General features: G+C 72.0%; 18 protein-coding genes. 7 read left to right on the forward strand and 11 right to left on the reverse strand.

Features of this window, described 5'->3' with window-relative positions; genetic code table 11:
• Positions 1-16 precede the first annotated feature (16 nt).
• The 3 genes from L2C96_RS06175 to fae are packed head-to-tail and all read right to left on the reverse strand — an operon-like array spanning position 17 to position 3,185.
• On the reverse strand, positions 17-1,519 hold the full coding sequence (locus L2C96_RS06175) for an aldehyde dehydrogenase (RefSeq protein WP_237335503.1): 1,503 nt from the start codon (positions 1,517-1,519) through the stop codon (positions 17-19).
• Entirely contained in the window at positions 1,516-2,628 is a 1,113-nt protein-coding gene (locus tag L2C96_RS06180) for a mandelate racemase/muconate lactonizing enzyme family protein (RefSeq protein ID WP_237335504.1), read from the reverse strand. Before L2C96_RS06180 ends, L2C96_RS06175 begins: the two co-directional genes overlap by 4 nt.
• Positions 2,625-3,185, reverse strand: a complete 561-nt coding sequence (gene fae / locus L2C96_RS06185) for a formaldehyde-activating enzyme (protein ID WP_020419326.1) — start codon at positions 3,183-3,185, stop codon at positions 2,625-2,627. The genes L2C96_RS06180 and fae overlap by 4 nt, the downstream gene beginning before the upstream one ends.
• A 155-nt stretch (positions 3,186-3,340) precedes the next feature.
• Between fae and L2C96_RS06190 the strand changes: the two genes are divergently transcribed.
• From L2C96_RS06190 to L2C96_RS06200, 3 genes are all read left to right on the forward strand, one after another.
• The gene (locus L2C96_RS06190; RefSeq protein WP_237335505.1) at positions 3,341-4,177 is read left to right on the forward strand and encodes an IclR family transcriptional regulator; all 837 of its coding nucleotides are present in this window, start codon (positions 3,341-3,343) and stop codon (positions 4,175-4,177) included.
• 110 nt (positions 4,178-4,287) lie between these two features.
• Positions 4,288-5,754 (forward strand): NAD-dependent succinate-semialdehyde dehydrogenase, encoded by a 1,467-nt coding sequence (locus L2C96_RS06195; protein ID WP_237335506.1) that lies wholly within the window; start codon positions 4,288-4,290, stop codon positions 5,752-5,754.
• Between the two features lie 40 nt (positions 5,755-5,794).
• Positions 5,795-7,141, forward strand: a complete 1,347-nt coding sequence (locus tag L2C96_RS06200) for an MFS transporter (RefSeq protein ID WP_237335507.1) — start codon at positions 5,795-5,797, stop codon at positions 7,139-7,141.
• 112 nt (positions 7,142-7,253) lie between these two features.
• On the opposite strand, the gene L2C96_RS06205 is transcribed toward L2C96_RS06200, so the two are convergent.
• A complete protein-coding gene (locus tag L2C96_RS06205; RefSeq protein WP_237335508.1) occupies positions 7,254-7,658 on the reverse strand; it encodes a GNAT family N-acetyltransferase in 405 nt (134 codons plus the stop codon).
• Positions 7,658-7,984, reverse strand: a complete 327-nt coding sequence (locus tag L2C96_RS06210) for an ArsR/SmtB family transcription factor (protein ID WP_020419331.1) — start codon at positions 7,982-7,984, stop codon at positions 7,658-7,660. Before L2C96_RS06210 ends, L2C96_RS06205 begins: the two co-directional genes overlap by 1 nt.
• 105 nt (positions 7,985-8,089) lie before the next feature.
• On the opposite strand from L2C96_RS06210, the gene L2C96_RS06215 reads away from it, so the two are divergent.
• Entirely contained in the window at positions 8,090-9,526 is a 1,437-nt protein-coding gene (locus tag L2C96_RS06215) for an MFS transporter (protein ID WP_237335509.1), read from the forward strand.
• 48 nt (positions 9,527-9,574) lie between these two features.
• Here the strand turns inward: L2C96_RS06215 and L2C96_RS06220 are convergent, their stop codons facing one another.
• The 6 genes from L2C96_RS06220 to L2C96_RS06245 all read right to left on the reverse strand — a co-directional run bounded on the left by L2C96_RS06220 (position 9,575) and on the right by L2C96_RS06245 (position 17,508).
• The gene (locus L2C96_RS06220; protein WP_237335510.1) at positions 9,575-10,435 is read right to left on the reverse strand and encodes a polysaccharide deacetylase family protein; all 861 of its coding nucleotides are present in this window, start codon (positions 10,433-10,435) and stop codon (positions 9,575-9,577) included.
• Positions 10,436-10,526: 91 nt separating this feature from the next.
• Positions 10,527-11,297 carry a FadR/GntR family transcriptional regulator gene (locus L2C96_RS45005; protein WP_237335511.1) on the reverse strand — a complete coding sequence of 257 codons (771 nt, stop codon included), beginning with the start codon at positions 11,295-11,297 and terminating at the stop codon, positions 10,527-10,529.
• A 93-nt stretch (positions 11,298-11,390) separates the two neighbouring features.
• Positions 11,391-12,518, reverse strand: coding sequence for a 3-isopropylmalate dehydrogenase (locus L2C96_RS06230; protein WP_237335512.1), 1,128 nt, complete (start codon positions 12,516-12,518; stop codon positions 11,391-11,393).
• 29 nt (positions 12,519-12,547) lie between these two features.
• On the reverse strand, positions 12,548-14,698 hold the full coding sequence (locus L2C96_RS06235) for a hydantoinase B/oxoprolinase family protein (RefSeq protein ID WP_237335513.1): 2,151 nt from the start codon (positions 14,696-14,698) through the stop codon (positions 12,548-12,550).
• A 19-nt stretch (positions 14,699-14,717) separates the two neighbouring features.
• Positions 14,718-16,820, reverse strand: coding sequence for a hydantoinase/oxoprolinase family protein (locus tag L2C96_RS06240; protein WP_237335514.1), 2,103 nt, complete (start codon positions 16,818-16,820; stop codon positions 14,718-14,720).
• A gap of 43 nt (positions 16,821-16,863) precedes the next feature.
• On the reverse strand, positions 16,864-17,508 hold the full coding sequence (locus L2C96_RS06245) for a GntR family transcriptional regulator (RefSeq protein ID WP_020419338.1): 645 nt from the start codon (positions 17,506-17,508) through the stop codon (positions 16,864-16,866).
• 318 nt (positions 17,509-17,826) lie between these two features.
• Between L2C96_RS06245 and L2C96_RS06250 the strand changes: the two genes are divergently transcribed.
• From L2C96_RS06250 to L2C96_RS06260, 3 genes are read left to right on the forward strand one after another with little or no spacing between them, the layout of a single operon-like run.
• On the forward strand, positions 17,827-19,290 hold the full coding sequence (locus tag L2C96_RS06250) for an aldehyde dehydrogenase family protein (protein WP_237335515.1): 1,464 nt from the start codon (positions 17,827-17,829) through the stop codon (positions 19,288-19,290).
• The gene (locus tag L2C96_RS06255; protein ID WP_237335516.1) at positions 19,287-20,063 is read left to right on the forward strand and encodes an SDR family NAD(P)-dependent oxidoreductase; all 777 of its coding nucleotides are present in this window, start codon (positions 19,287-19,289) and stop codon (positions 20,061-20,063) included. The genes L2C96_RS06250 and L2C96_RS06255 overlap by 4 nt, the downstream gene beginning before the upstream one ends.
• 23 nt (positions 20,064-20,086) lie before the next feature.
• Positions 20,087-21,454 (forward strand): MFS transporter, encoded by a 1,368-nt coding sequence (locus L2C96_RS06260; protein WP_237335517.1) that lies wholly within the window; start codon positions 20,087-20,089, stop codon positions 21,452-21,454.
• Positions 21,455-21,554 lie beyond the last annotated feature (100 nt).

Consider the following 21,554-nt stretch of genomic DNA (forward strand, 5'->3'; position numbering starts at 1 on the left):
TCCGAAGAGCCGACCGTCAGGACAGGTCGACCCAGGTGGTCTTGAGCGCGGAGTAGGCGTCGAGCGCGTGCAGGGACTTGTCCCGGCCCGCCCCGGTCGCCTTGAAACCGCCGAAGGGGGTGATCACGTCGCTGGCGTCGAAGGTGTTGATCCAGACCGTGCCTGCCCGCAGGCGCCGCGCCACGCGGTGCGCGGTGGTCACGTCCCGGGTCCACACCGAGGCGACCAGGCCGAAGTCGGTGTCGTTCGCCAGCCGGGCACCCTCTTCGGCGTCGCCGTCGAAGGTGATCACCGACAGCACCGGGCCGAACACCTCCTCGCGGGCGATGGTCATGTCGTTCGACACACCGTCCACAATGGTCGGTTCGAGGAAGGTGCCGCCGGTCCCGTCGAGGATCCGCTGCCCGCCGAGCACCGTCGCGGCACCTTCGGCCCTGGCGGTGTCCAGGTGGCCGAGGACGCGCCGCAGCTGCGTCTCGTCCACGATCGGTCCCATCACGGTGGCCGGGTCCAGCGGGTCGCCCACCCGGAAGGTCTCCCGCGTGATCTTGACGATCTCCGCCAGCAGCCGGTCCTTCACCGCGCTGTGCACGATGAGGCGGGACCCGGCGTTGCAGGTCTGGCCCGCGTTGTAGAAGATGCCCCACGCCACGGCGGACGCGGCGGCCGGGATGTCGGCGTCCGGCAGCACCAGCTGCGGCGACTTGCCACCCGCTTCGACGGCGACCTGCTTGCCGTTGGACTCCCCGGCGTACACCTGGAAGCGCCGCGCGACCTCGGCCGAACCGGTGAAGGCGATCTTGTCCACGTCCGGGTGCCTGCCGAGCGCCTGTCCGGCGACCTCACCCCGTCCCGGCACGACGTTGAGCACCCCGGCGGGCAGGCCGGCCTCGTGCCCGAGCCGCGCCAGCAGCAGGGCGGCCAGCGACGTCTGCTCGGCCGGTTTGAGCACCACCGAGTTCCCGGTCGCCAGCGCCGGCCCGAGCTTCCAGGAGGCGATCAGCAGGGCGTAGTTCCACGGCACGACCGCGCCGATCACGCCCAGCGGCTCGCGGGTGATGAACGCCAGCGCGTCGCCGGGCGCCGGCGCGACCTCGCCGTAGGTCTTGTCGATCGTCTCGGCGTACCAGGCGATGGTCTCCGCGGTCTTGGCCACGTCGACCCGCAGGGCCTCGGTCACCGGTTTGCCCATCTCGAGCGTGTCGAGCAGGGCGAGCTCCTCGGCGTGCGCGGTGATGGACTCCGCCCACCGCAGCATGATCCGCTTGCGGTCCTTGGGCGGCAGGTCGCGCCACCGGCCGTCGTCGAAGGCGGCCCGCGCCGCGCGCACCGCACGGTCGACGTCCTCCGCGCCGCCGGCCTGGACCTCGGTGAGGACCCTGCCGTCGCGCGGCGAGGTCGAGGTGAACACCTCGCCGGACAGGGCGTCGGTGAAGGCGCCGTCGATGAACGGCCGGGTCTCGAAGGTGATCCGCTCGGCGGCGGCCAGCCACGCCGCGTGGTCCCGCTGCACGGTCATCGGATCCTCCACCGCCGCACGGCGTCCTCGTCGAGGTCGGCGCCGAGCCCCGGCGCCTGCGGGACTTCCAGCTCACCCGCCGCGTTGATCATCACCGGTTCGGCGAGCATGAAGTCGCGCCGCTCCGGCGTCCAGCCCGGCGGGTCGAACGGGAACTCGAAGTACGGGCCGCCCCCGACCCCGGCGGCGACGTGCAGGTTCGCCAGCACGCCGATGCCGTTGGTCCAGCTGTGCGGCGTGAACTGCCGGTGCTTGAGCCGCGCCAGCTCGGCGAGGGTGCGGGCGCGGTGCATGCCCACCGCCAGCACGACGTCCATCTGGTAGACGTCCAGCACGTCGTGTTCCAGGTACCGCAACAACTCCGGCACCGAATGGTGCATCTCACCCGCGGCGATCCGCACCCCCGGGTTGTCCGCCCGCAGCACCCGGAAGCCCTCCAGATCGGCGTAGGGCAGCGGTTCCTCCACCCAGAACACGTCCAGCTCCGCCAGCCTGCGCACGATCCGCCGCGTCTTGACCAGGTCCGAGGCGTCCGCGGTGTCCCCGGCCATGCGCCAGGACTGGTTGAGGTCGACCATGATCTCGAAGTCCGGGCCGAGCTCGGTGCGCACCGCCTCCACCGCGGCGATGCCCTCGGCCACCCGGTCGCGATCGATGCGGATCTTGAGCGCCCGGAACCCGGCCGCGCGAGCCCGCAGCGCGGTCTCCACCCGCTCCTCCGGCGATTTGAGTTCGGCACTGGAGGCGTAGGCGGGCAGGGACCGGGCCGCGTTGCCGAACAGCGCGGCCACCGGCAGGCCCGCGGTCTTGCCGATGATGTCCCAGAGCGCGACCTCCAGCGGCCAGTAGTGGCCGCCGTGGAAGTTGGCGGTCTCGATGGCCTTCACGTGCCGGACGATGTCGAGCGGGTCGGCACCCAGGAACAGGTCCTGGAACGCCTCGAACCCGTCCATGGTGTCGCCCGAGCCGATGCCGGTGATCCCCTCGTCGGTGTGGACCCGGACGATCGTGGCGTCGAAGTGCCGCCGCGGCTCGGGATCCCACGCGGCGCGCAGCGGCGGGTCGAGCTCGAGCCGCAGCCGGTCGAGGGTGATGTCGGTGATCTTCATCGGGCGGCCTCCGGGGCGGGCGCGGACTCGGCGAGCACGGTGGCACCCGGCTCGTAGAACGGGTTGGCCGCGCCGGCCCGCGCCGCCGCCCGGACCTCATCGACGGTCGGCGTGCCTGCCACCGCGGCGCGGATCGCGCCGAACGCGGCCGCCCGCTGGTTGCGGAAGGACTCGTCGAGGTCGGCCACGCCGGGGTTGACCCAGATCGCGGCGATGATCAGCAGGTCGTCCGCCTCGGCGGCGGGGATCAGCCCGTGCTCGACCGCGTCCGCGACGCCCTGCGCCAGCCCGGCCTGGGCCGAGCCCCAGGTGGCCCGTTCGTGCAGGTCGCCGGACGCGGCCGCCTTGGTGACGAACAACGTCAGCGGCTTGACCGGCACACCGGGCCGCACGACGGTCACGAACGGCACGTGCCCGGCGCTCGGGGTGGCCAGCGCGGTCGCCCAGGCGGTCTCCACGGGGCCGCCCTTGCGCCCCACCACGATGTTGGTGTGCGCGGCGTTGACCCCCGTGCCGACGAACGACTCGCCGACCAGCGCTGCAGGCGCGAAAGTCATGGAATCTCCAGAAGTGGCGGATGGTGTTGACGCAGCCGAACGGTAAGGAGCCGGGGGAGGGCGCGGCAAGGAGTTCCGGCCGATCGCAACGTCGGTTGCGATGGCGGCAACCGCGGTCCTGAGCAGCGCCGTTACCCCTGGTTTACGCTACGGCCGTGAGTTCGGACGGTCGGCGCGCCGCCGCGGGTGCGCGCAACCAGGGCCACGGCCTGCGCCGGGACATCGATCTGCTGGAGGCGCTGGCGTCGGAGGAGGCCCAGCACGCCGGCGGTCTGGGCGTGGTCCGCCTGGCGCACCTGGTCGGCCGCGAGAAGAGCCAGGTGTCCCGTGCGCTGAAGGCGCTCGCCGAGGAGGGCATCGTCGAGCGCGACCCGGACACCCTGGAGTACCGGCTGGGCTGGCGGCTGTTCTCCCTGGTCGCGCGCACGGTCGAAGACCGGCTGCTGCGCGCCGCGGAACCGGCCATGCGCTCGCTGTCCGGCGAGCTGGAGGAGACCGTCCACCTGTGCGTGCTCCGCGACAACCAGGTGCTCACCCTGCTGTCGGTGTCCGGGCACTCCTTCCGCGTGCAGGGCTGGGAAGGCCGGGGCGTGCCCGCGCCGTGCACGTCCGCGGGCCGGGTCCTGTTGCAGGACGCCACACCGGACGATCTGTATGTCCGGTTCGGACTGCGGGCCGACCTCGGCGACGGGTGCCCGCGGTCCGAGGTGCGCACGCTGCCCGACCTGTGGTCGCGGATCCAGCGGGGCAAGCGCGACGGCTACGCCGCCGTCCGCGAGGAGTTCGAAGAGGACCTCGTCGGGGTTTCCGCGCCGGTGCGGGACTTCCGCGGCCGTGTGGTCGCGGCGCTCAACGTCTCCGCGCCCAAGGACCGGTTCGGCGCGCGGCTGGACGAGGCCGGCCGGATCACGGCACGGGCGGCCGGGGCGGTCTCGGAGCAACTGGGCTGGCGGATGCGCCCCGTCCCGCCCGCGTCCCGGCGCTTCACCTGAGGCGGTTGTCCTCACCGCAACTCAGGTTGCGAAACACCGGGATCTCTTGCCCCGCAACACGTCCGGCTCATACGTTGCCTCGCGCCAGGTCAGGGTGTGAGGAGAACAGAATGGACATCGACGCGATCGCCAAGACCGCGGCGGGGGAGGGCGACCTGTTCGTCGGCGGGCACTGGCGGTCCGCGGCCGGCGGCCGCACCTTCCCGGTCTTCGACCCGGCCACCACCGAGCCGGTGCGCGAGGTGTCGGCGGCCTCCGCCGAGGACGCCCGGGCCGCGCTGGGCGTGGCGCAGGACGGGTTCGAGCGGTGGCGGGAGGTCGCGCCGCGGCGGCGGTCCGAGGTGCTGCACGCCGCCTTCGCCGCGATGCACGAGCACGCCCCGGCGCTCGCCCGGTTGATCACCCTGGAGAACGGCAAGGCCTACCGGGACGCGCTCGCCGAGGTCTCCTACGCCGCGGAGTTCTTCCGCTGGTTCGCCGAGGAGGCGGTCCGGATCGGGTCCGGGTTCGCCGACGCGCCCGGCGGCGGATTCCGGCACGTTGTGCGCAAGCAGGCGGCCGGGGTCGCGGCGTTCGTGACCCCGTGGAACTTCCCGGCCGCGATGGCCACGCGCAAGATCGCGCCCGCGCTGGCCGCGGGCTGCTCGGTCGTGCTCAAACCCGCGCCGGAAACGCCGCTCACCGCGCTGGCGATCGCCGGGTTGCTCGCCGAAGCCGGACTGCCCGCCGGGGTTTGCAACGTGCTGCCCACCGACCGGGCCGCCGACGTCGCCGGCGTGTGGCTGCGCGACGAGCGGGTGCGGAAGTTCTCGTTCACCGGATCCACCGCCACCGGCCGGGTCCTGCTCCGGCAGGCCGCCGACAACGTCGTCAACGTCACGATGGAGCTCGGCGGGAACGCCCCGTTCATCGTGTGCGCCGACGCCGACGTGGACGCCGCCGTGCGCGGCGCGATGGACGCCAAGATGCGCGGCGGCGGCGAGGTGTGCATCGCCGCCAACCGGTTCTACGTGCACGCCGATGTCGCCGAGGAGTTCACCGCCAAGCTCGGCGAGGCGATGGCGGCGGTGCCGATCGGACCCGGGCTCGACGACGGGGTCGGCCTCGGGCCGATGATCAACCAGGCCGCGGTGGACAAGATCGCCGGTCTGGTCGCCGACGCCGTCGCCCGTGGCGCCACGATCGCGGCGCAGGGCCCGCGGCCGGACGGGCCCGGGTGGTACCACCCCGCGACCGTGCTGGCCGGCGTGCCGGACGACGCGGAGATCATGCGCACCGAGGTGTTCGGCCCGGTCGCCCCGATCACCACTTTCACCGGCGAGGCCGGCCTGCTCGCCCGCGCCAACGACACCGTGCACGGTCTCGCCGCCTACGTCTACTCGGCTGACCTGGGCCGTGCCCTGCGGATCGCCGACCGACTGGAGACCGGGATGGTCGGCGTCAACCGGGGCCTGATCTCCGACCCGGCCGCGCCGTTCGGTGGCGTGAAGCAGTCCGGGCTCGGCCGCGAGGGCGGCCGCGAGGGGATCGACGCCTTCCTGGAGACCAGGTACCTGGCCGTGGACTGGCCGGCCTAGCCCCGCATTTCCCCCATCCCCCACGAGAACAGGACGGATCATGGCAGCGTTGCCCGATACCGACACCGGCGGCTCCGTCACCGACGAGCGCGGCCGGCGGCGACTGCGCACGAAACTGATGCTCGCCACGCAGGTGGGCCAGGGCATCGACGGCTACATCCTCGGCGGGATCGGGGCCGCGATGCCCGCGATCGTCGCCGAGATGCACATGTCGGACTGGACCGCCGGGCTGATCGGCGCGTCGGCGCTGGTCGGCATCTTCGTCGGCGGGCCGCTGTTCGGCTGGTTCGCCGACCGCTTCGGCAGGCGGATCGTGTTCCTCACCGACATGATGATCTTCCTGATCGGCTCGATCGCGCAGTTCTTCGTGGACAACGCGTGGCAGCTGTTCGTCATCCGGCTGGTGATGGGCATCGCGATCGGCGGCGAGTACGCGATCGGCGCGCCCCTGCTGTCGGAGTACGCGCCACGGCACAACCGCGGGCGGCTGCTGGCCAGTCTCGAGGTCAGCTGGTACGTCGGGTTCATGCTGGCCTTCGCGGTCGGCTACGCCCTGTCCGATGTGGACGACGGCTGGCGCTGGACGCTGGGCAGCAGCACGCTGATCGCGCTGGTGTGCGTGGCGCTGCGCGGCGGCATCCCGGAATCCGCGCGGTGGCTGCTGAGCAAGGGCAGGCGCGCCGAGGCCGAGGAGCTGATCCGCCGTTACGGCATGGACGTCGACGTGGACACCGAACTGGCCGACGGCGAGCGGCGCAACAGCCTGCGCCTGCTGTTCACCCGGCGGCACCTGCGCAGCACCGTGTTCGCGAGCACGTTCTGGGCGGCGCTGGTGCTGCCGTACTTCGCCATCGGCACGTTCTCCCCGCAGGTGCTGGAGGCACTCGGCCTCGGCGACGCGCTCGCCGGTTCGCTGGCCAGCAACGCGCTCGCGGTCCTGGGTGTGACCGCGGGGTGCCTGCTGGTCGAGCGCATCGGCCGCCGCAAGCTGCTGATCCCGCCGTTCTGGATCACGGCGGCGGCGCTGGCGCTGATCGGGTTCTGGCCCACCGCGCCGATCGCCGTGGTCGTCGTGTGCTTCCTCGTGTTCGCGTTCCTGAACGCGGCGTCCAGCGCGCTGACGGCGGTGTACCCGCTGGAGGTGTTCCCGACCGCGATCCGCACGACCGGGGTCGGGTTCGCGACCGCGATGAGCCGGGTCGGAGCCGCGATCGGCACCTTCCTGCTCCCGGTGACGCTCACCCACCTCGGCGTGGGCCCCACGATGCTGATCGGCGCGGGAGTGCTCGCCGCGGGCGGCCTGCTGTCGCACTTCCTCGCCCCGGAGACCGCCGGGCTCGAACTGAGCCACGCCGCACGCGCGGCGACCGAGGCGAGCAACCGGTAGGCGCGCTCACGCCTCTCGGGTTGCAGTGCCCGGCGCGGGGCGCCGCCGATCACCTCGGCGGCGCCCCTGCCGCGCGAGAACATGCCGCTCGCCAGGGGCGGCGCCGGCGCGGTCAGAGCCGCAGCGCCATCCCGACCGATGCCGGCGCCGTCTCCTCGAAGCCGTACTTGGCGTAGAGGTGCCGAGCGTCGCCGTCGGCGATGAGCGAGACGTAGGCCGTGCGCGGCGCCCGCTCGCGCAGGTGGTCCACCAGCGCCGCCATGATCTTCTTGCCGACGCCCCGCCCCTGGTGCTCGGGCAGTACGCACATGTCGACGATCTGGAATGCGGTGCCACCGTCGCCGATGACGCGGCCCATCCCGATCGGACGGTCACCGTGGTAGGCGACGACCGCGAACCACGATCCGGCCAGGCCCGCCGTCGCCGCCACCGTCGACTTCGGACTCAGCCCGGCGCCGACGCGCAGGCGCTGGTACAGCTCGACCGCGGGCGTCTCGGCCCGCACCGCGTAGTCCATCAGGACCCCGCCTCGTCGGTGCGGGCTCCGGCGAGGACGGCGTCCAGCAGGCCCGGGTAGCGCGCGTCCAGGTCGTCGCGGCGCAGGGTCAGCAGGTTCTCCCGCCCGGACGGCTCCTGGATGATCACGCCGCTGTCCCGCAGCACCCGCCAGTGGTGGGTCATCGTCGACTTGGCCGGGACGCCGATTTCGGTCAGGACACTGGTGCAGTTGTGCTCGCCGCCGCCGGCCAGCACGCGCACGGCGGCCAGCCGCACCGGGTGGCCCAGCGCGGACAGCACCTCGTCGACGCGGATCTGGTCGCGCTCCGGATGACGGTACTTCACCGTACTACCGTACCGCAAAAGTCGAACAATCCTCTTGCTCGCGGGCCCGACTGTACGTAATTATGCGTACGATCGTACTTTCGAATCTGGAAGGTGTGCTTCCGCATGTCCGCTCTTCCGAGACCGGCCGCCGGGCCGCGGCTGGGCTGGGTGCTGGCCCTGCTCGCGCTCGCGCAGCTGATCTACTCGCTGGACCTCAACATCGTGTTCGTCGCCCTGCCCGAAATCGGCGCCGAGCTGGGCTTTCCCGGTCAGACTCAGCAGCTGGTGGTGAGCGCCTACGTCGTGTTCGCCGGCGGGTTCCTGCTGTTCGGCGGCCGGGCCGCCGACCTGCTCGGGCGCCGCCGCGTCTTCGTGCTGGCACTGGCCCTCTACGCGGTCTCGTCGCTGGCCGGCGGGCTGGCGCCGACCCCAGCCACGATCATCGTCGCCCGCGCGGTGCAGGGGATCGGCGGCGCGCTGCTGCTGCCGTCCACCCTGTCGCTGATCAACACGTTGTTCCGCGAGGGGTCGCAACGCAACCGCGCACTGGCCGTGTGGGGTGGCGCGGGTGCCAGCGGGCTGACCATCGGCGCGCTGCTCGGGGGCGTGCTGACCGAGAACTTCGGCTGGCCCGCCGTCTTCTACGTCAACGTGCCGCTGGCCGGTCTCGTGGCGCTGGCCGCGCTCGCGGTGATCCCGCGCGACCCGGCCGGCGGGCCGAGCGGGCGCTTCGACCTGCCCGGTTCGCTGACCGTCACCGGGGGCGCGACGCTGCTCGTGTTCGCGCTGGTGCAGGGCCCCGAGCAGGGCTGGGGCAGCGGGCTGGTGCTCGGCGCGTTCGCGCTGTCCGCGGTGCTGCTGGTGGCGTTCGCGGTGATCGAACGGCGCAGCGCGGACCCGCTCATGCCGTTCCGGTTGTTCGGCAACCGCAGCCTGACCATCGGCATGAGCGTCACGTTCATCTACATGGCCACGTTCGGGGTGCTGCCGTACTTCCTGACCGTCCTGATGCAGAGCGTGCACGGCTACAGCGCGCTGCAGACCGGGCTCGCGTTCCTGGTCCCGTCGCTGGCGATCGCGACCGGCACCCAGCTCGGCGAGCGGCTGACCACGCGGATCGGCCTGCGCACCACGCTCGTCGGTGGCTTCGCGGTCGGCGTGGTGGGCACGGCGGTGATGGCGATCGGGTTCGACGCCGGCGCCGGGTACGGGCTGCTGGTGCCCGGGCTGGTGGTGTCCGGCGTCGGCCAGGGCGTCGTGTGGACGGCGATGTGGATCGCCGCCGCCACCGGCACCGCGGCGGCCGAACAGGGCGTCGCGAACGGCATCGCGTCCACGGCGCTGAACATCGGCAACGCGATCGGCCTCGCGGTGTTCACCGCGCTCGCGGACATCGGCACCGACGGCAAGACCGGCGAGGCCCTGCGTGCCGCCACCGCGGACGGCGAGTTCCTGGTCGTGCTGCTGACCGCCGCGGGGATGGTGCTCGGGCTGCTGGTCAGCCTCGCGCTGGCGCGCAAACCCGCCGCGCCCCTGGCCGAACCGGTCGCCGCGCCGTGAGCGACCTGGGCAGGGCGGGGCCGCCGCCCTGCCCGGGTTCCCGGCGACTCAGGCGGTCGTGCGGGCGTAGTGCTCGGCGATCTCGTCGCTGGTGGTGAGCCAGACGTCGTCGTGGCTCGCGATGTAGGCCAGCGCCTCGTCGAGGTAGCGGGCGCGGAACGGTTGGCCGATGACGAACGGGTGCAGCGGGAGCGCCATGACGCGGCCGCCGCTCGCGGAGTCGGCGTAGAGCTGGTCGAACTGGTCCTTGACGATCTGCAGCACCTCGGGGCCGGTGAACCCCCGGGTGATGAACATCAGCAGGTCGTTGACCTCGACGGTGTAGGGCACGCTCAGCATGCCGGGCACGTTCAGCCGGTACGGCTGGTCGTCGTTGGTCCAGTCGAGCACGTAGCTCAGGCCGAGTTCGGCGAGCAGCCGTGGCGTGTCGAAGGTTTCGGTGAGGCCGGGGCCCATCCAGCCCTTCGGCCGCTGCCCGGTCGCCTTTTCGATGGTGGTGACCGCGTCGGTGAGGATCTCGCGTTCCTCGTCCGCGCCGAGGTTCGCGTGCAGGCGCGAGTTGGTCTGACCGTGCACGAGCCACGCCCAGTCGCGGGCCCGGCCTGCCTCGATCACCTGGGGGTAGTGCTGCGCGACCTCGGAGTTGAGCAGCGCCGACGCGCGGATCCCGTGCCGGTCCAGGATGTCGATGACCCGCCAGATGCCGACGCGCAGGCCGTAGTCGCGCCACCCGTAGTTGAGCGCGTCGGGCACCAGCGTGTTCGTGGACGCCCAGATGCTGGTGGACGGCTTGTCGACGTGGAAGTGCTCGATGTTGAGACCGACGTAGATCGCGAGGCGGGCCCCGTCCGGCCAGGCGATCGGCTCCCGCTCGGTGATCGGCTGGTAGTCGAAGAGTTCCAGGCTCATGCGGCCAGGGTGCAACGTTGCCACTAGTGGAAGGGTCAAGCCGCGGGATGTGATCGTGCTCGCTTCCGGCATCGGGCGCTGCCGGCCGGGATCAGGAGGGCAGACGGCCGCCGCATTCGCGGACCAGCGTCGCCATGATCTCGCGGTCCGCGGGGGAGACGTGGTCGGCGTAGTAGGCGTACAGGGTCTCGCGCGCCAGCCGGGACGCCAGCAGTCCGTCGCGGTCGGAGATGGCCGCGAACACCGCCCGGTGGTGGCGGATGGACTGCAGCATGAGCGCCGTCTGGTCGTCGGCGTCGAGGATCGTCTGCTGGATCAGCTTGAGGATCGCCTCGCGGGTCACGTCGCCGTAGACCTGCACCAGCCGGTTGCCGCCGGCCTCGGCGATGAGCTCGTGGAACTCCAGGTCGGCCTGGCTGAACTCGGCGTAGCCGCGGCTCATGCACGCCCGCATCCGCGCCATGTTCCGCTCCAGCGCGAGCAGTTGCTCGTCGGTGCGGCGGGCGGCCGCGAGCAGGTTCGCGGAGGCGTCGGCGATCATCCGGAACTGGACGAGCTCGGCGAGCCCCAGCGCGCCGCCCGAGGTGAGCATCGCGATCGAACGCCGCACCGGTTCGACCGACAACGGCAGGATCAACGGCCCGCGCGGGTCCCGCGGCTGGGACTTGACCAGGTCCATGTTCTCCAGCACCCGCAGCGCCTCCCGCACCGAGGCGCGGCCGATCCCGAACTGCTCGACCAGTTCCCGCTCGCTCGGCAGGCGATCACCCGGCTTGAGCTCCCCGGAGGCGATCGCGTTCTGCACGTAGTCGACGACGCGCTGGAAGAGCCGCCCGTTGGTCGCGCTGGTCTGGCTGGCCACCCTCACCCCTCCCGGCCGGTGCGCTGCGGATTCCCCGAGGATACCGGCCGGGAGGTGGGAGCGTGCCCGGTCAGCGGGGCAGCACGCCGGCCGTCACCGGGGAGCGAGCCGGGCCAGGCCGGTCATCAGGGAGCGCTCCGGGTCGCCGATCTTCGCCGGGTCCACGTCGGTGACCCGGTCGGCGATGCGGCGCCCGATCTCGGCGGTGTCCCCGCCCATGCCGGGCCCGGCCAGCGCGGGCAACTCCGCCAGCACGGACGCCGCGGCGGCCTCCAGCGCCAGCGCGCCGTCCCGCTCGCCGAGACCGGCCAGGCACAGCGCCGCCGACAACGCCGCCGCGGCCGGGTTGGCCCAGCCCTTGCCCGCGATGTCCGGCGCCGAGCCGTGCACCGGCTCGTACATGCTCGGCGCGGTGCCACGCGGGTTGTGGTTGGCGCTGGCGGCGAGCCCGAGCCCGCCCTGGATGGTGGCGCCGAGGTCGCTGAGGATGTCGCCGAACAGGTTGTCGGTGACCACCACGTCGAACCGGCCCGGATCCATCGGCAGGTGCAGGCACATCGCGTCGGCATGGACGTAGTCGTGCTCGACGTCCGGGTACCGGGTGGCGACCTCGTCCACCACGTCCTGCCACAGCTGCCCGGCGTGCACCAGGATGTTCTTCTTGTGGCACAACGTCAGCCGCTTGCGCCGCGCGGAGGCGAGCCGGAACGCGAACTCCACCGTCTCGGTCGTGGCCGGGACCGTGGTGATCGAGTTCTGGATCGCCACCGCGTTCGGCGTGCCCGCGTGCGAGATCGAGCCGCCGCCGGTGTAGAGGCCCTCGGTGTTCTCCCGGATGATCACCAGGTCGCAGTTGTCCGGCGAGACACCGGCGACCGGGCTGTCGACACCCGGGTAGAGGCGCACCGGCCGGATGTTGACCGACTGGGCGAACGCGACCCGCAACCCGACGATCAGTCCGCGTTCGAGGACGCCCGGTGTGACGCGGGGGTCGCCGACCGCGCCGAGCAGGACGGCGTCGTGCCCGCGGAGCGCCTCGATCGACTCCTCGCCAAGCGCGACGCCGGAGCGCAGGTAGGCCTCGGCGCCGAGGTCGAACTCGGTGGTCTCGATCGCGAAGCCGTACCGGTCGGCGGCGGCCCGGACACCGGCGAGCGCGGCCGCGGTGACGTCGGGCCCGATGCCGTCGCCGCCGATGACGGCCAGGTGGTGGGTGCGCATGTGCAGCGGTTTCTCCTTGACGTGGGGGATCAGTCGTGCAGGGCGAAGTCGCGCCAGGTCTTGCCGCCGGCCGGCTCGACGTCCACCCACAGCGCCGTGACGCAGTGCGGGCAGACGTAGGCGACGGCCGCGAGGTCGTCGTGGACCTCGACGCGGGCGCCGAGGTCGTCGGCGCCGAGCACGACCCGGCCCGCGATCGACTCCCACCCGCCGGTCAGGTCGCCGAGCACCTGTCCGCAGTGGCGGCACGACCCGATCAGCCCGTCGGCGGTCCGGTGCGTCACGAGCGCCGCGCCCCAGATGCCGGTGGGCTCGCCCGGCGCGGCCACCGGTTCGGTGCGCGGTGCGGCCATCCGGCTGCGACGGGACTCCCGGATTTCGGCCCGCCGCGCGTCGGTGGCCGCCTGGTCGACCTCGCCGTCCCGCAGTTCCACCCCGTAGAGGCGGGCGGCGGATTCGACGGTCACCGCGCCGGATTCCACGTCGGCGGCGACCTTCGCCGGGTCACGCAGCAGCGGATCGCCGTAGCCGCCGCCGTTCTGCACAGTGCACTCGAAGACGTCGCCGAACGCGATCCGGGCGGCCGGCGCGACACCGGGCAGCACCTGGTGGTCGCCGTCGAGGTCGGTCAGCGCGACGACGGGGGCGCCGCTGCCGAGGCGGTCCAGCGCGCCCGCGCCGGTCACCCGCTCGAAGCGCGCGCAGGACCCGGGCAGCCCGCCGAACAGGCCGGTCCGGTTCGGCAGCGCGACACCGTGCGTGCCGAGCACCCCGGTGACCTCGTGCGTGTCGATCGGGGTCAGCGCGAACTGGATCCCGTTGCCACCGCGGAAAGTCCCGGCGCCACCCGAGTCCGGCACCATGCGACGCCACAGGTACAGCAGCGGGTGGCGCATCTCCTGCTGCTCCACGTCGGTCGCGCCGCCGGAGAGGATGACCATCGCGCCACCGGCGTCCACGCCGTCGCGGAAGGAGAACGCCGGGCCGCCCCACAGCAGCGAGTCCATGTACATCGAGGCGAACGGCTCGCCGTGCTGGTCGACGCCGCCGAACTGGTTGAGCTGCCAGGACCCGTCGGACGGGCCGAACGCGTAACCCTCGTACTTCTCCGAGAACGACAGCATCTTCGCGATCGCGCCACCGGCGGAGCAGGTCGCGGTCCAGTTCGCGCCCGCCGCGCCGCCGGAGACCGGCATCGGTTCGACCGCCGTGACGCACAACCCGTCCGGCGCGGTCACCTCGACCGGCCGCATCAGGCCGTGGTTCCACGGGATGTCGGACCCGAAGGTGATCAGCATCAGGGTCGCGACCGCGCCGAGCAGGCCGCCGCGCGTGGTCATACCGTAGGCCGGCGACTGCGGGCTCGCGGCGGAGAAGTCGAACACCAGCCGGTCACCGGTCTTCTCCAGGCGGCACGGCACCTGCAGCAGCTCGATGCCCTCGCCGTCCGGACGGTCCAAATAGGACGTGTGCTCGTACACGCCGTCCGGCAGCTCCCGGAGCAGGGCCCGCAGGTCGGCCTCGGAGTTGTCGAGCGTCTTCTCCATCGTGGCGCGCACGGCGTCGGCTCCGTAGCGGTCACACAGCTCGTGGAACCGCTGCTCGGCCACGCGCAACCCGGCCAGGAACGCGCGGAAGTCGTTGGCGACGGTGTCGTGCATGCGGGAGTTGAGGACGATGGTGTCCCACAGCTCCTGGTTCAGCACGTCCTTGCGCACGATCCGGCCCGGCGGGATGCGGATGCCCTCCTGGAACACGTCGGTGGCGGTGGTGCACCAGCTGCCCGGGTCCATGCCGCCGAGGTCGACCTGGTGGGCCATGCAGCCCAGCCACGCCACGATCTCGCCGTCGCGGAACACCGGCTTGCAGAACTGCACGTCGTTCTGGTGCATCGCGGCCAGGTACGGGTCGTTGATGATGAAGACGTCCCCGGGCTCGATGTCGTCGTAGCGGTCCAGGAACACCTCGATCGCCATCGCCCCGGTGTAGATGGGGGTGAGCAGGTAGGTGCCGATGATCGCCATCTCACCGGCGGCGGTGTAGATGCCGAAGTTGTAGTCGGTGGCGTGCACGACGGGGGAGCCCGACACGTGCTCGACGGTGGTGCCGCCCTCGGAGTTGATGGACCAGAGCTTGTGCCGGATGACCTCGTAGGTGACCGGGTCGACGGTGGTGGTCATGCGTTGTTCTCCTTCCCGGTCAGCGGTTCTGGATGATGATGTCGCCGAAGCGGTCGACCTCGGCGTCCTGCCCTGGCCCGATCACCACGGTGGTGTCGCGGAGTTCGACGATGGCGAGGCCCTCGATGCGCAGCCCGTCGTGCAGGTGCTCGGCGCGGTAGACCGCGGCGTCGCGCCACTGGCCGCCGGAGAACACGCGGCGCGTGCCTGGTTCGGCGCCGCCCGCCTTGCCGAGTGCGCCGGTGTCGAACTCGGCGCGCGGGACGGGACTGGTGGCGACCACCCGGAACGTGGTGATCTCCACCCCGCCTTCGAGGAACGCAGCACCTTTGCCGAAGCGGCCCTCGTAGATCTCGACGAACCGCTCCACCATGGCGTTCACGTCGGCCGGGGTGATCCGGTCCGCCTCGACCGGCACGGTGAGCACGTGGATCTGGGCGCGGAACCGGATCTCCACGAACTTCGCGAACGTGATCGAGTCCTCGGCCGCGCCCGCGGCGATCAGGTCGCGCCGGGCGCGGGCGGCCAGCTCGTCGAACGTGGCGTTGAGCTCGTCCGGCGCCAGCGCGGTGGCGTGGTCGGTGGTGCCCGGCGGTGTCTGCAGCGGCTTGGACAGCTCCTCGACCATGGTCAGGTCGGAGCAGCCGATGCCGAAGGCGGAGTGCACCGACGCGGTGAGCGGCACGACGATCTGCGGGCAGCCGAGCTCGGCGCCGTAGGAGAAGGCGTGCAGGGGACCGGCGCCGCCGTAGGCGAACACGGCGAAGTCGGCCGGGTCGTAGCCCTGCTCGACGGTGACCTGGCGGACCAGGTCGGCCATCCGGGCGTCCACAATGGTCTTGATGCCCTCCGCGGCCTGCTCGATCGTCAGACCCGCGGGCTTGGCCACGTGCTCGTCGATCGCGGCGCGGGCCTTGTCCACGTCCAGGGTGAGCCTGCCGCCGAGGAAGTTGTCCGGGTTCAGGTAGCCCAGCACCAGGTCGGCGTCGGCCACCGTGGGACGGGTGCCGCCCCGGCCGTAGCACGCCGGGCCTGGGCGCGCGCCTGCCGACTCCGGGCCGACCTGCAGGACGCCGTTGCGGACCGAGGCGATCGAGCCCGCCCCCGCGCCGATCGCGCGCACCGCCACCGACGGCAGGGCGAGTTCGTCGCGGCCGATGAGCGTCGTGTTCGACATGACCGGCCGCCCGTCGAGGACCAGCCCGACGTCGAAGCTCGTGCCGCCCATGTCGGTGGTGACGATGTTGCGGTACCCGTTGCGCGCGCCCGCGAACTGCGAGGCGACCACCCCGCCGACCGGGCCGGACATGACGGTGGCCGCGGCCCGCTTCTCGACTTCGGCGAAGGTCGCCAGCCCGCCGTTGGACTGCATGAGCAGCGGACCCGTCTTCAGGCCCGCCTTGGCCAGGGTGTTCTCGAACGAGTCCAGCGAGGTCTTCAGCACCGGGCGCAGGCTCGCGTTGACGGCGGTGGTCAGCGTGCGCTCGTACTCGCCGATGCGGGGCAGGAACTCCGAGGACAGGGTGACCGACGCGCCGGGCGCCTCCTCGGCGATGATCTCCGCGACGCGCTTCTCGTGCACGTCGTTGGCGAACGACCACAGCAGGGACACCGCGAACACCTCGGCGCCCGCCTCCTGGAGGCGGCGCGCCGCGCGGCGCACGTCGTCCTCGTCGAGCGGGCAGACGACGCGGCCGGCGTAGTCGATGCGCTCGGTGACCTCGGCGATGAGGCGGCGCGGCACCGCGGCAGGCTGCTTGACCAGCGTGCGGAAGCGCTTGATGTCGTCTTCCTCCAGGCCGGTGGCCTTGAAGCCGCGCATGATCGTGAGCGTGTCGCCGAACCCGCGGGTCTGGATGAGCCCGACCCTGCGGCTGCGGCCCTCCAGCATCGCGTTGGTGGCGACGGTGGTGCCGTGGGCGAACACCTCGACGTCGGCCAGCAGCTGTTCCAGCGGGACACCGCGTTCGTCGGCCGCGAGCACGAGGGTGTCGAGCACGCCCTGCGCCGGGTTGTCGGGCACCGTCGAGGACTTGTAGCGGCCGACGGCGCCGTCCGAGTCGATCACGACGGTGTCGGTGAAGGTGCCTCCGATGTCGGAGGCCACGTAGTAGCTGGGCATCCCGGCGTTTCACTCCTTTGTGCGCTGACGGGGACCGTCGGGGTCAGGACGCGTCCTCGGCCGCCGATGTCTTCTTCTGCTCGAGTTCGGTGATCGTGGCTTCGATGTGGGCACGCGCGAGCCGCTCGGCCGCCTGGCCGTCGCCGGCCTCGATGGCGTCGGCGATGGCGGTGTGCTCGGCGATCGCGCGGATCGCGCTCTCCGGCCGCACCAGCGCGACCGGCGCGAACACCTGCGCGGTCATCCGCAGGATCGGCAGCTGGCCGATCACGAAGTCGTTGCCGGACAGGTGGATGACGTGCTCGTGGAAGTCCACATTGGAGTCGGTGTAGTCGCGCGGCGCCCACGGGTCCACCGCCGCGCGCTGCACCTCGATGGCCCGGCGGAGCTGGCGGATCAGGCCACCGCCCCGGTTGTTCTCCGCGGCCAGCCGGGCGGCGAGACCGTCCACCACCGCGCGCAGCTGGTAGGCGTCCAGCAGCGTGTCCAGGTCACCGGTGATGACCTGGGCGCCCTGCCCGGCGGTGACCTTGACCAGGCCCTCCTGCTCCAGGACGCGCAGCGCCTCGCGCAGCGGGGTGCGGCTGACACCCAGTTCGGCGGACAGGTGTTCCTGCCTCAGCCACGACCCGGTCGGGTAGCGGTGGGTGTAGATCCGCTCCCGGATGATCGCGGCCGTTTCGTCCACGAGCGGGATGCGCGATGGCGCTCCCGCCCGGTCCTCTCGTCTGGCCAACGCTCGCCGACCTTCCTTGCTCGACGGCTGGATACAGCGCCGTCAGACTGGCCCACGCACGCAGCCTCGTCAACCCCGGGGCATCGACATTCACCCGGTTCGTGTGAGTAACCGCAGCTCAGAGCGCCTTTTTTCGTGACAACTTGACTCGCCGACCGGCGCTGGTTCATGCTCGTGGCATCACGAGCTGGTCCGACCAGCAGTCGATCGCCGGTGTTGCCGACCTGGCTGGCAAGACCTGGGACGACGACGTCCAGAGGAGAATTTCCGATGAGTTCGCATGCGGGCTTCGCGCTGCCCGAGTTCCCGTCCGGACTGCCGGTCGGCCCCGGGTGGGTCACCGGCGCCGGAACCGCGCCGGTGGTGTTCCCCTACGACGGATCGGTGGTCGCGCACGCGCCGGTCGGATCGGTCGGCGACGCCCGCGCCGCCCTCGACGCGGGTGCGGCCGCCGTGAAACCGGCCGGCAAGCTCACCTCGGCGGTCCGCCGCGCGATCCTGCTCGACGTGGAGGCCGCGCTCCGGGCGCACGAGGCGGAGCTGGTCGACCTGCTCATCGCCGAGACCGGCAAGACCCGCGGCGACTGCGAGGTGGAGTTCGCCCGCACGGTCTTCACCTGGTCGGCCGCCGCCGAGGAGGTCGCCCGCATCCACGGCGAAACCGTGCCGCTGGACCTGCAGCCCTCCGGCGCGGGGATGATCGGGTTCTGGACCCGCCGCCCGATCGGCCTGGTCGTCGGCATCGCCGGGTTCAACGGCCCGCTCCTGCTCGCCAGTCACAAGATCGCGCCGTCCATCGCCGCGGGCTGCCCGGTGATCTGCAAGCCCGCCCCCGCCACGCCGCTGACCGCGCTGTGGCTGGCGGACCAGGTCCGGCAGGCGGCCGCCCGGCACGGGGCGCCGCCGGAGATCGTGCAGGTCATCACCGGCGACGCCGAGGTCGGGCACACGCTGGTGACCGATCCGCGCGTGGCGGCGGTGTCGTTCACCGGTTCCGCCGCCGTCGGGCACCGGATCGCACGCGACGCCGCGCCGCGGAAGGTCCTGCTGGAACTGGGCTCCAACGCGGCGCTGGTGGTCGACACCGACGCCGACCTCGACAAGGCCGCCGACGCCGTGCTGCGCGGCGGCTACTACTTCAACGGCCAGGCCTGCATCGCCGTGCAACGCGTGATCGTGTGCGAGCCGGTGCGCGAGGAGTTCGTCGGCAAGCTCACCCCCCGCATGGGCGAGCTGACGGTCGGCGATCCGCGCGACCCGCGGACCCGGGTGGCGCCGCTGATCAACGAGGCGGCGACGCGGCGCACCCTCGACTGGATCGAGCAGGCCGAGCAGGCCGGGGCGAAGGTCCTGCACGGCGGCCGGGTGATCGACCGCACCGTCGAGCCGACCCTCCTGCTCGACGTGCCGGAAACCGCCGACGCGTGGTGCGAGGAGATCTTCGCCCCCGTCGTGGCGATCCGGTCCGTGCCCGGCCTCCCGGCGGCGCTGGACCTGGTCAACCGGTCGCGCTACGGCCTGCACGCCAGCGTGTTCACCCGCTCGCTCGCCACCGCGTTCGCCGCCATCGAGGAACTCGAGGTCGGGGGAGTGGTGATCAACGAGGTGCCCGGCTTCCGGTCCGACATCATGCCCTACGGCGGCGTGAAGGACTCCGGCATCGGCCGGGAGGGACCGCGCTTCGCGATCGAAGAACTGACCGTCACCCGCATGGCCGTGATCAGGCCGGAATGAGCGAGACCATGACCGACTACACCACGCTGTTCCGGCTCGACGGCAAGCGCGCGCTGCTGGTCGGGGCCGGCGGGATCGGCCGCGAGGCCGCGCTCGCGCTCGCGGCCCACGGCGCCGAGGTGATCTGCGCCGACAAGGACCCGCTCACCGCGAAGGCGACCGCGGCCGACACCGGCGGCGAAGCGCTCGAACTCGACATCACCGACGCGGCGGCCGTGCACCGGGCCGCCGCCGAACTCGGGGACCTCGACGTCGTGGTCCTCACCGCGGCGACCAACGTGCGCAAGCGCATTCTCGACTACGCGCCCGAGGAGTTCGACCGCGTCGTCGCGCTCAACCTGAAAGCGACCTTCACCGTGCTGCAGGCGTTCGGCCGGGGGATGGTGGAGCGCGGCCGCGGCAGCATCGTGGTCTTCTCCTCGGTGCGCGGGTTCGTCGTCGAACCCGGCCAGTCGGTGTACGCGGCCACCAAGGCCGGCGCGATCCAGCTGGTCAAGACCGCGGCCGCCGAATTCGGCGAAGCCGGCGTCCGCGTCAACGCGATCGCCCCCGGCGTGGTGGAAACGCCGCTGACCGACCAGATCAAGAACGACCCCGGCTGGTACCGGGCCTACGCCACCAAAAGTGCGCTCGGCCGCTGGTCCCAGCCCGGCGAACTGGCCGGAGCCGTCGTGTTCCTGGCCTCCGACGCGGCCGCCTACGTCACCGGATCGACCGTCATGGTCGACGGTGGCTGGACGGCCGTGGACGGACGTTTCACCCCACCGGCCTGACCCCTGACCCCCCGGGAGAACCCATGTCCGGCAACACCGGCGTTGCCGACCACGACGAGCTCGCGCGGACCACCCTGCGCAAGGTCACGTGGCGGCTCGGCGTTCTGCTGTTCTTCGTCTACGTCCTCAACTACCTCGACCGCACCAACATCTCCATCGCGAAGCTGAAGATGCAGCCGGACATCGCCTTGAGCGAAACGGCTTTCGGCCTCGGCGCTGGCTTGTTCTTCGTCGGCTACGTGCTCTTCGAAGTGCCCAGCAACATGATCCTCTACCGCGTCGGCGCCCGGTACTGGATCGCCCGCATCATGTTCACCTGGGGCCTGGTGTCGATGGCGATGTTCCTGGTCCGCGACGAGTGGAGCTTCTACGCGCTGCGGTTCCTCCTCGGCGTCGCCGAGGCCGGCCTGGTGCCCGGCGTGATCCTCTACCTCAGCCAGTGGGTGCCCGCGGTGCGGCGGGCGCGGCTGATCAGCGTCTTCTACATCGCCGTGCCGGTGTCGACGGTCATCGGCGCGCCGCTGTCGACCTGGCTCATGGGGTTCACGCCGTGGGGCCTGACCGGCTGGCAGTTCATGTTCCTGGCCGAGGGTTTCCCGTGCCTGGTCATGGCGTTCGTCGTGGTGCGGTACCTGACGGACAAGCCCGCGCAGGCGACGTGGCTCAGCGTGCGGCAGCGCGCGTGGCTGGTCGCGGAGCTGGAGCGGGAGGACAAGGCCAACTCGGCGGGTGGGCACCGCGCCGGCTCGCTGCGTGCGGCGGTGCGCGACCGGGGTGTGCTCGGCATGTCGTTCGCGTTCTTCGCGATGATCATCCCGCTGTACGCGATGGCGTTCTTCCTGCCGACCATCGTCCGGCAGATGGGGTCGTTCAGCACCGGGCAGATCGGGTGGCTCACCGCGATCCCGTACGTGTTCGCCGCGCTCGCGATGTGGTTGCTGGCGCGCAATTCCGACCGCACCGGGGAACGCACCCGCCACTACGTGGTGCCCGCGCTGGCCGGGGTCGCCGGGCTCGTGCTCGGCGCGCTGAGCCTCACCGGATCCCCGCTGCTGGCGCTGACCGGGTTCACGCTCGCCGCGATCGGCTGCATCTCCACGCTGCCGGTGTTCTGGGCGCACGCGCCGTACCTGCTCAGCGGCCCGGCGACGGCCACCGGCATCGCGTTCATCACCGCGGTCGGCAACCTCGCCGGATTCGTCTCGCCCTACATGGTGGCGCTGATCAAGGGCGACGGCCCGGGACAGGGCCACAGCAGCGCCGCGGTGCTGGTGACCGCGGTCTTCCTGACTGGCGCCGCGGTCGCGATGGCCGGAGTCGGGCGCCGGATCCGCAGGCGTTCCGGTGTGGCCGCGGGCGCCCCCGCCACGCAACCGTCCGCGAACACCTGACCAACCCCTACCACCGGTCGGCGCGGCCCGCGACTGCCACGAGCGGTCGCGGGCCGCGCCGACCGGCCTGACCCCTCGCCACCCCGACCGGTTGACGGAG

Origin of the sequence: Amycolatopsis tucumanensis, from assembly GCF_021654135.1 — a bacterium.
Classification (GTDB): Bacteria; Actinomycetota; Actinomycetes; order Mycobacteriales; family Pseudonocardiaceae; genus Amycolatopsis_E; species Amycolatopsis_E tucumanensis.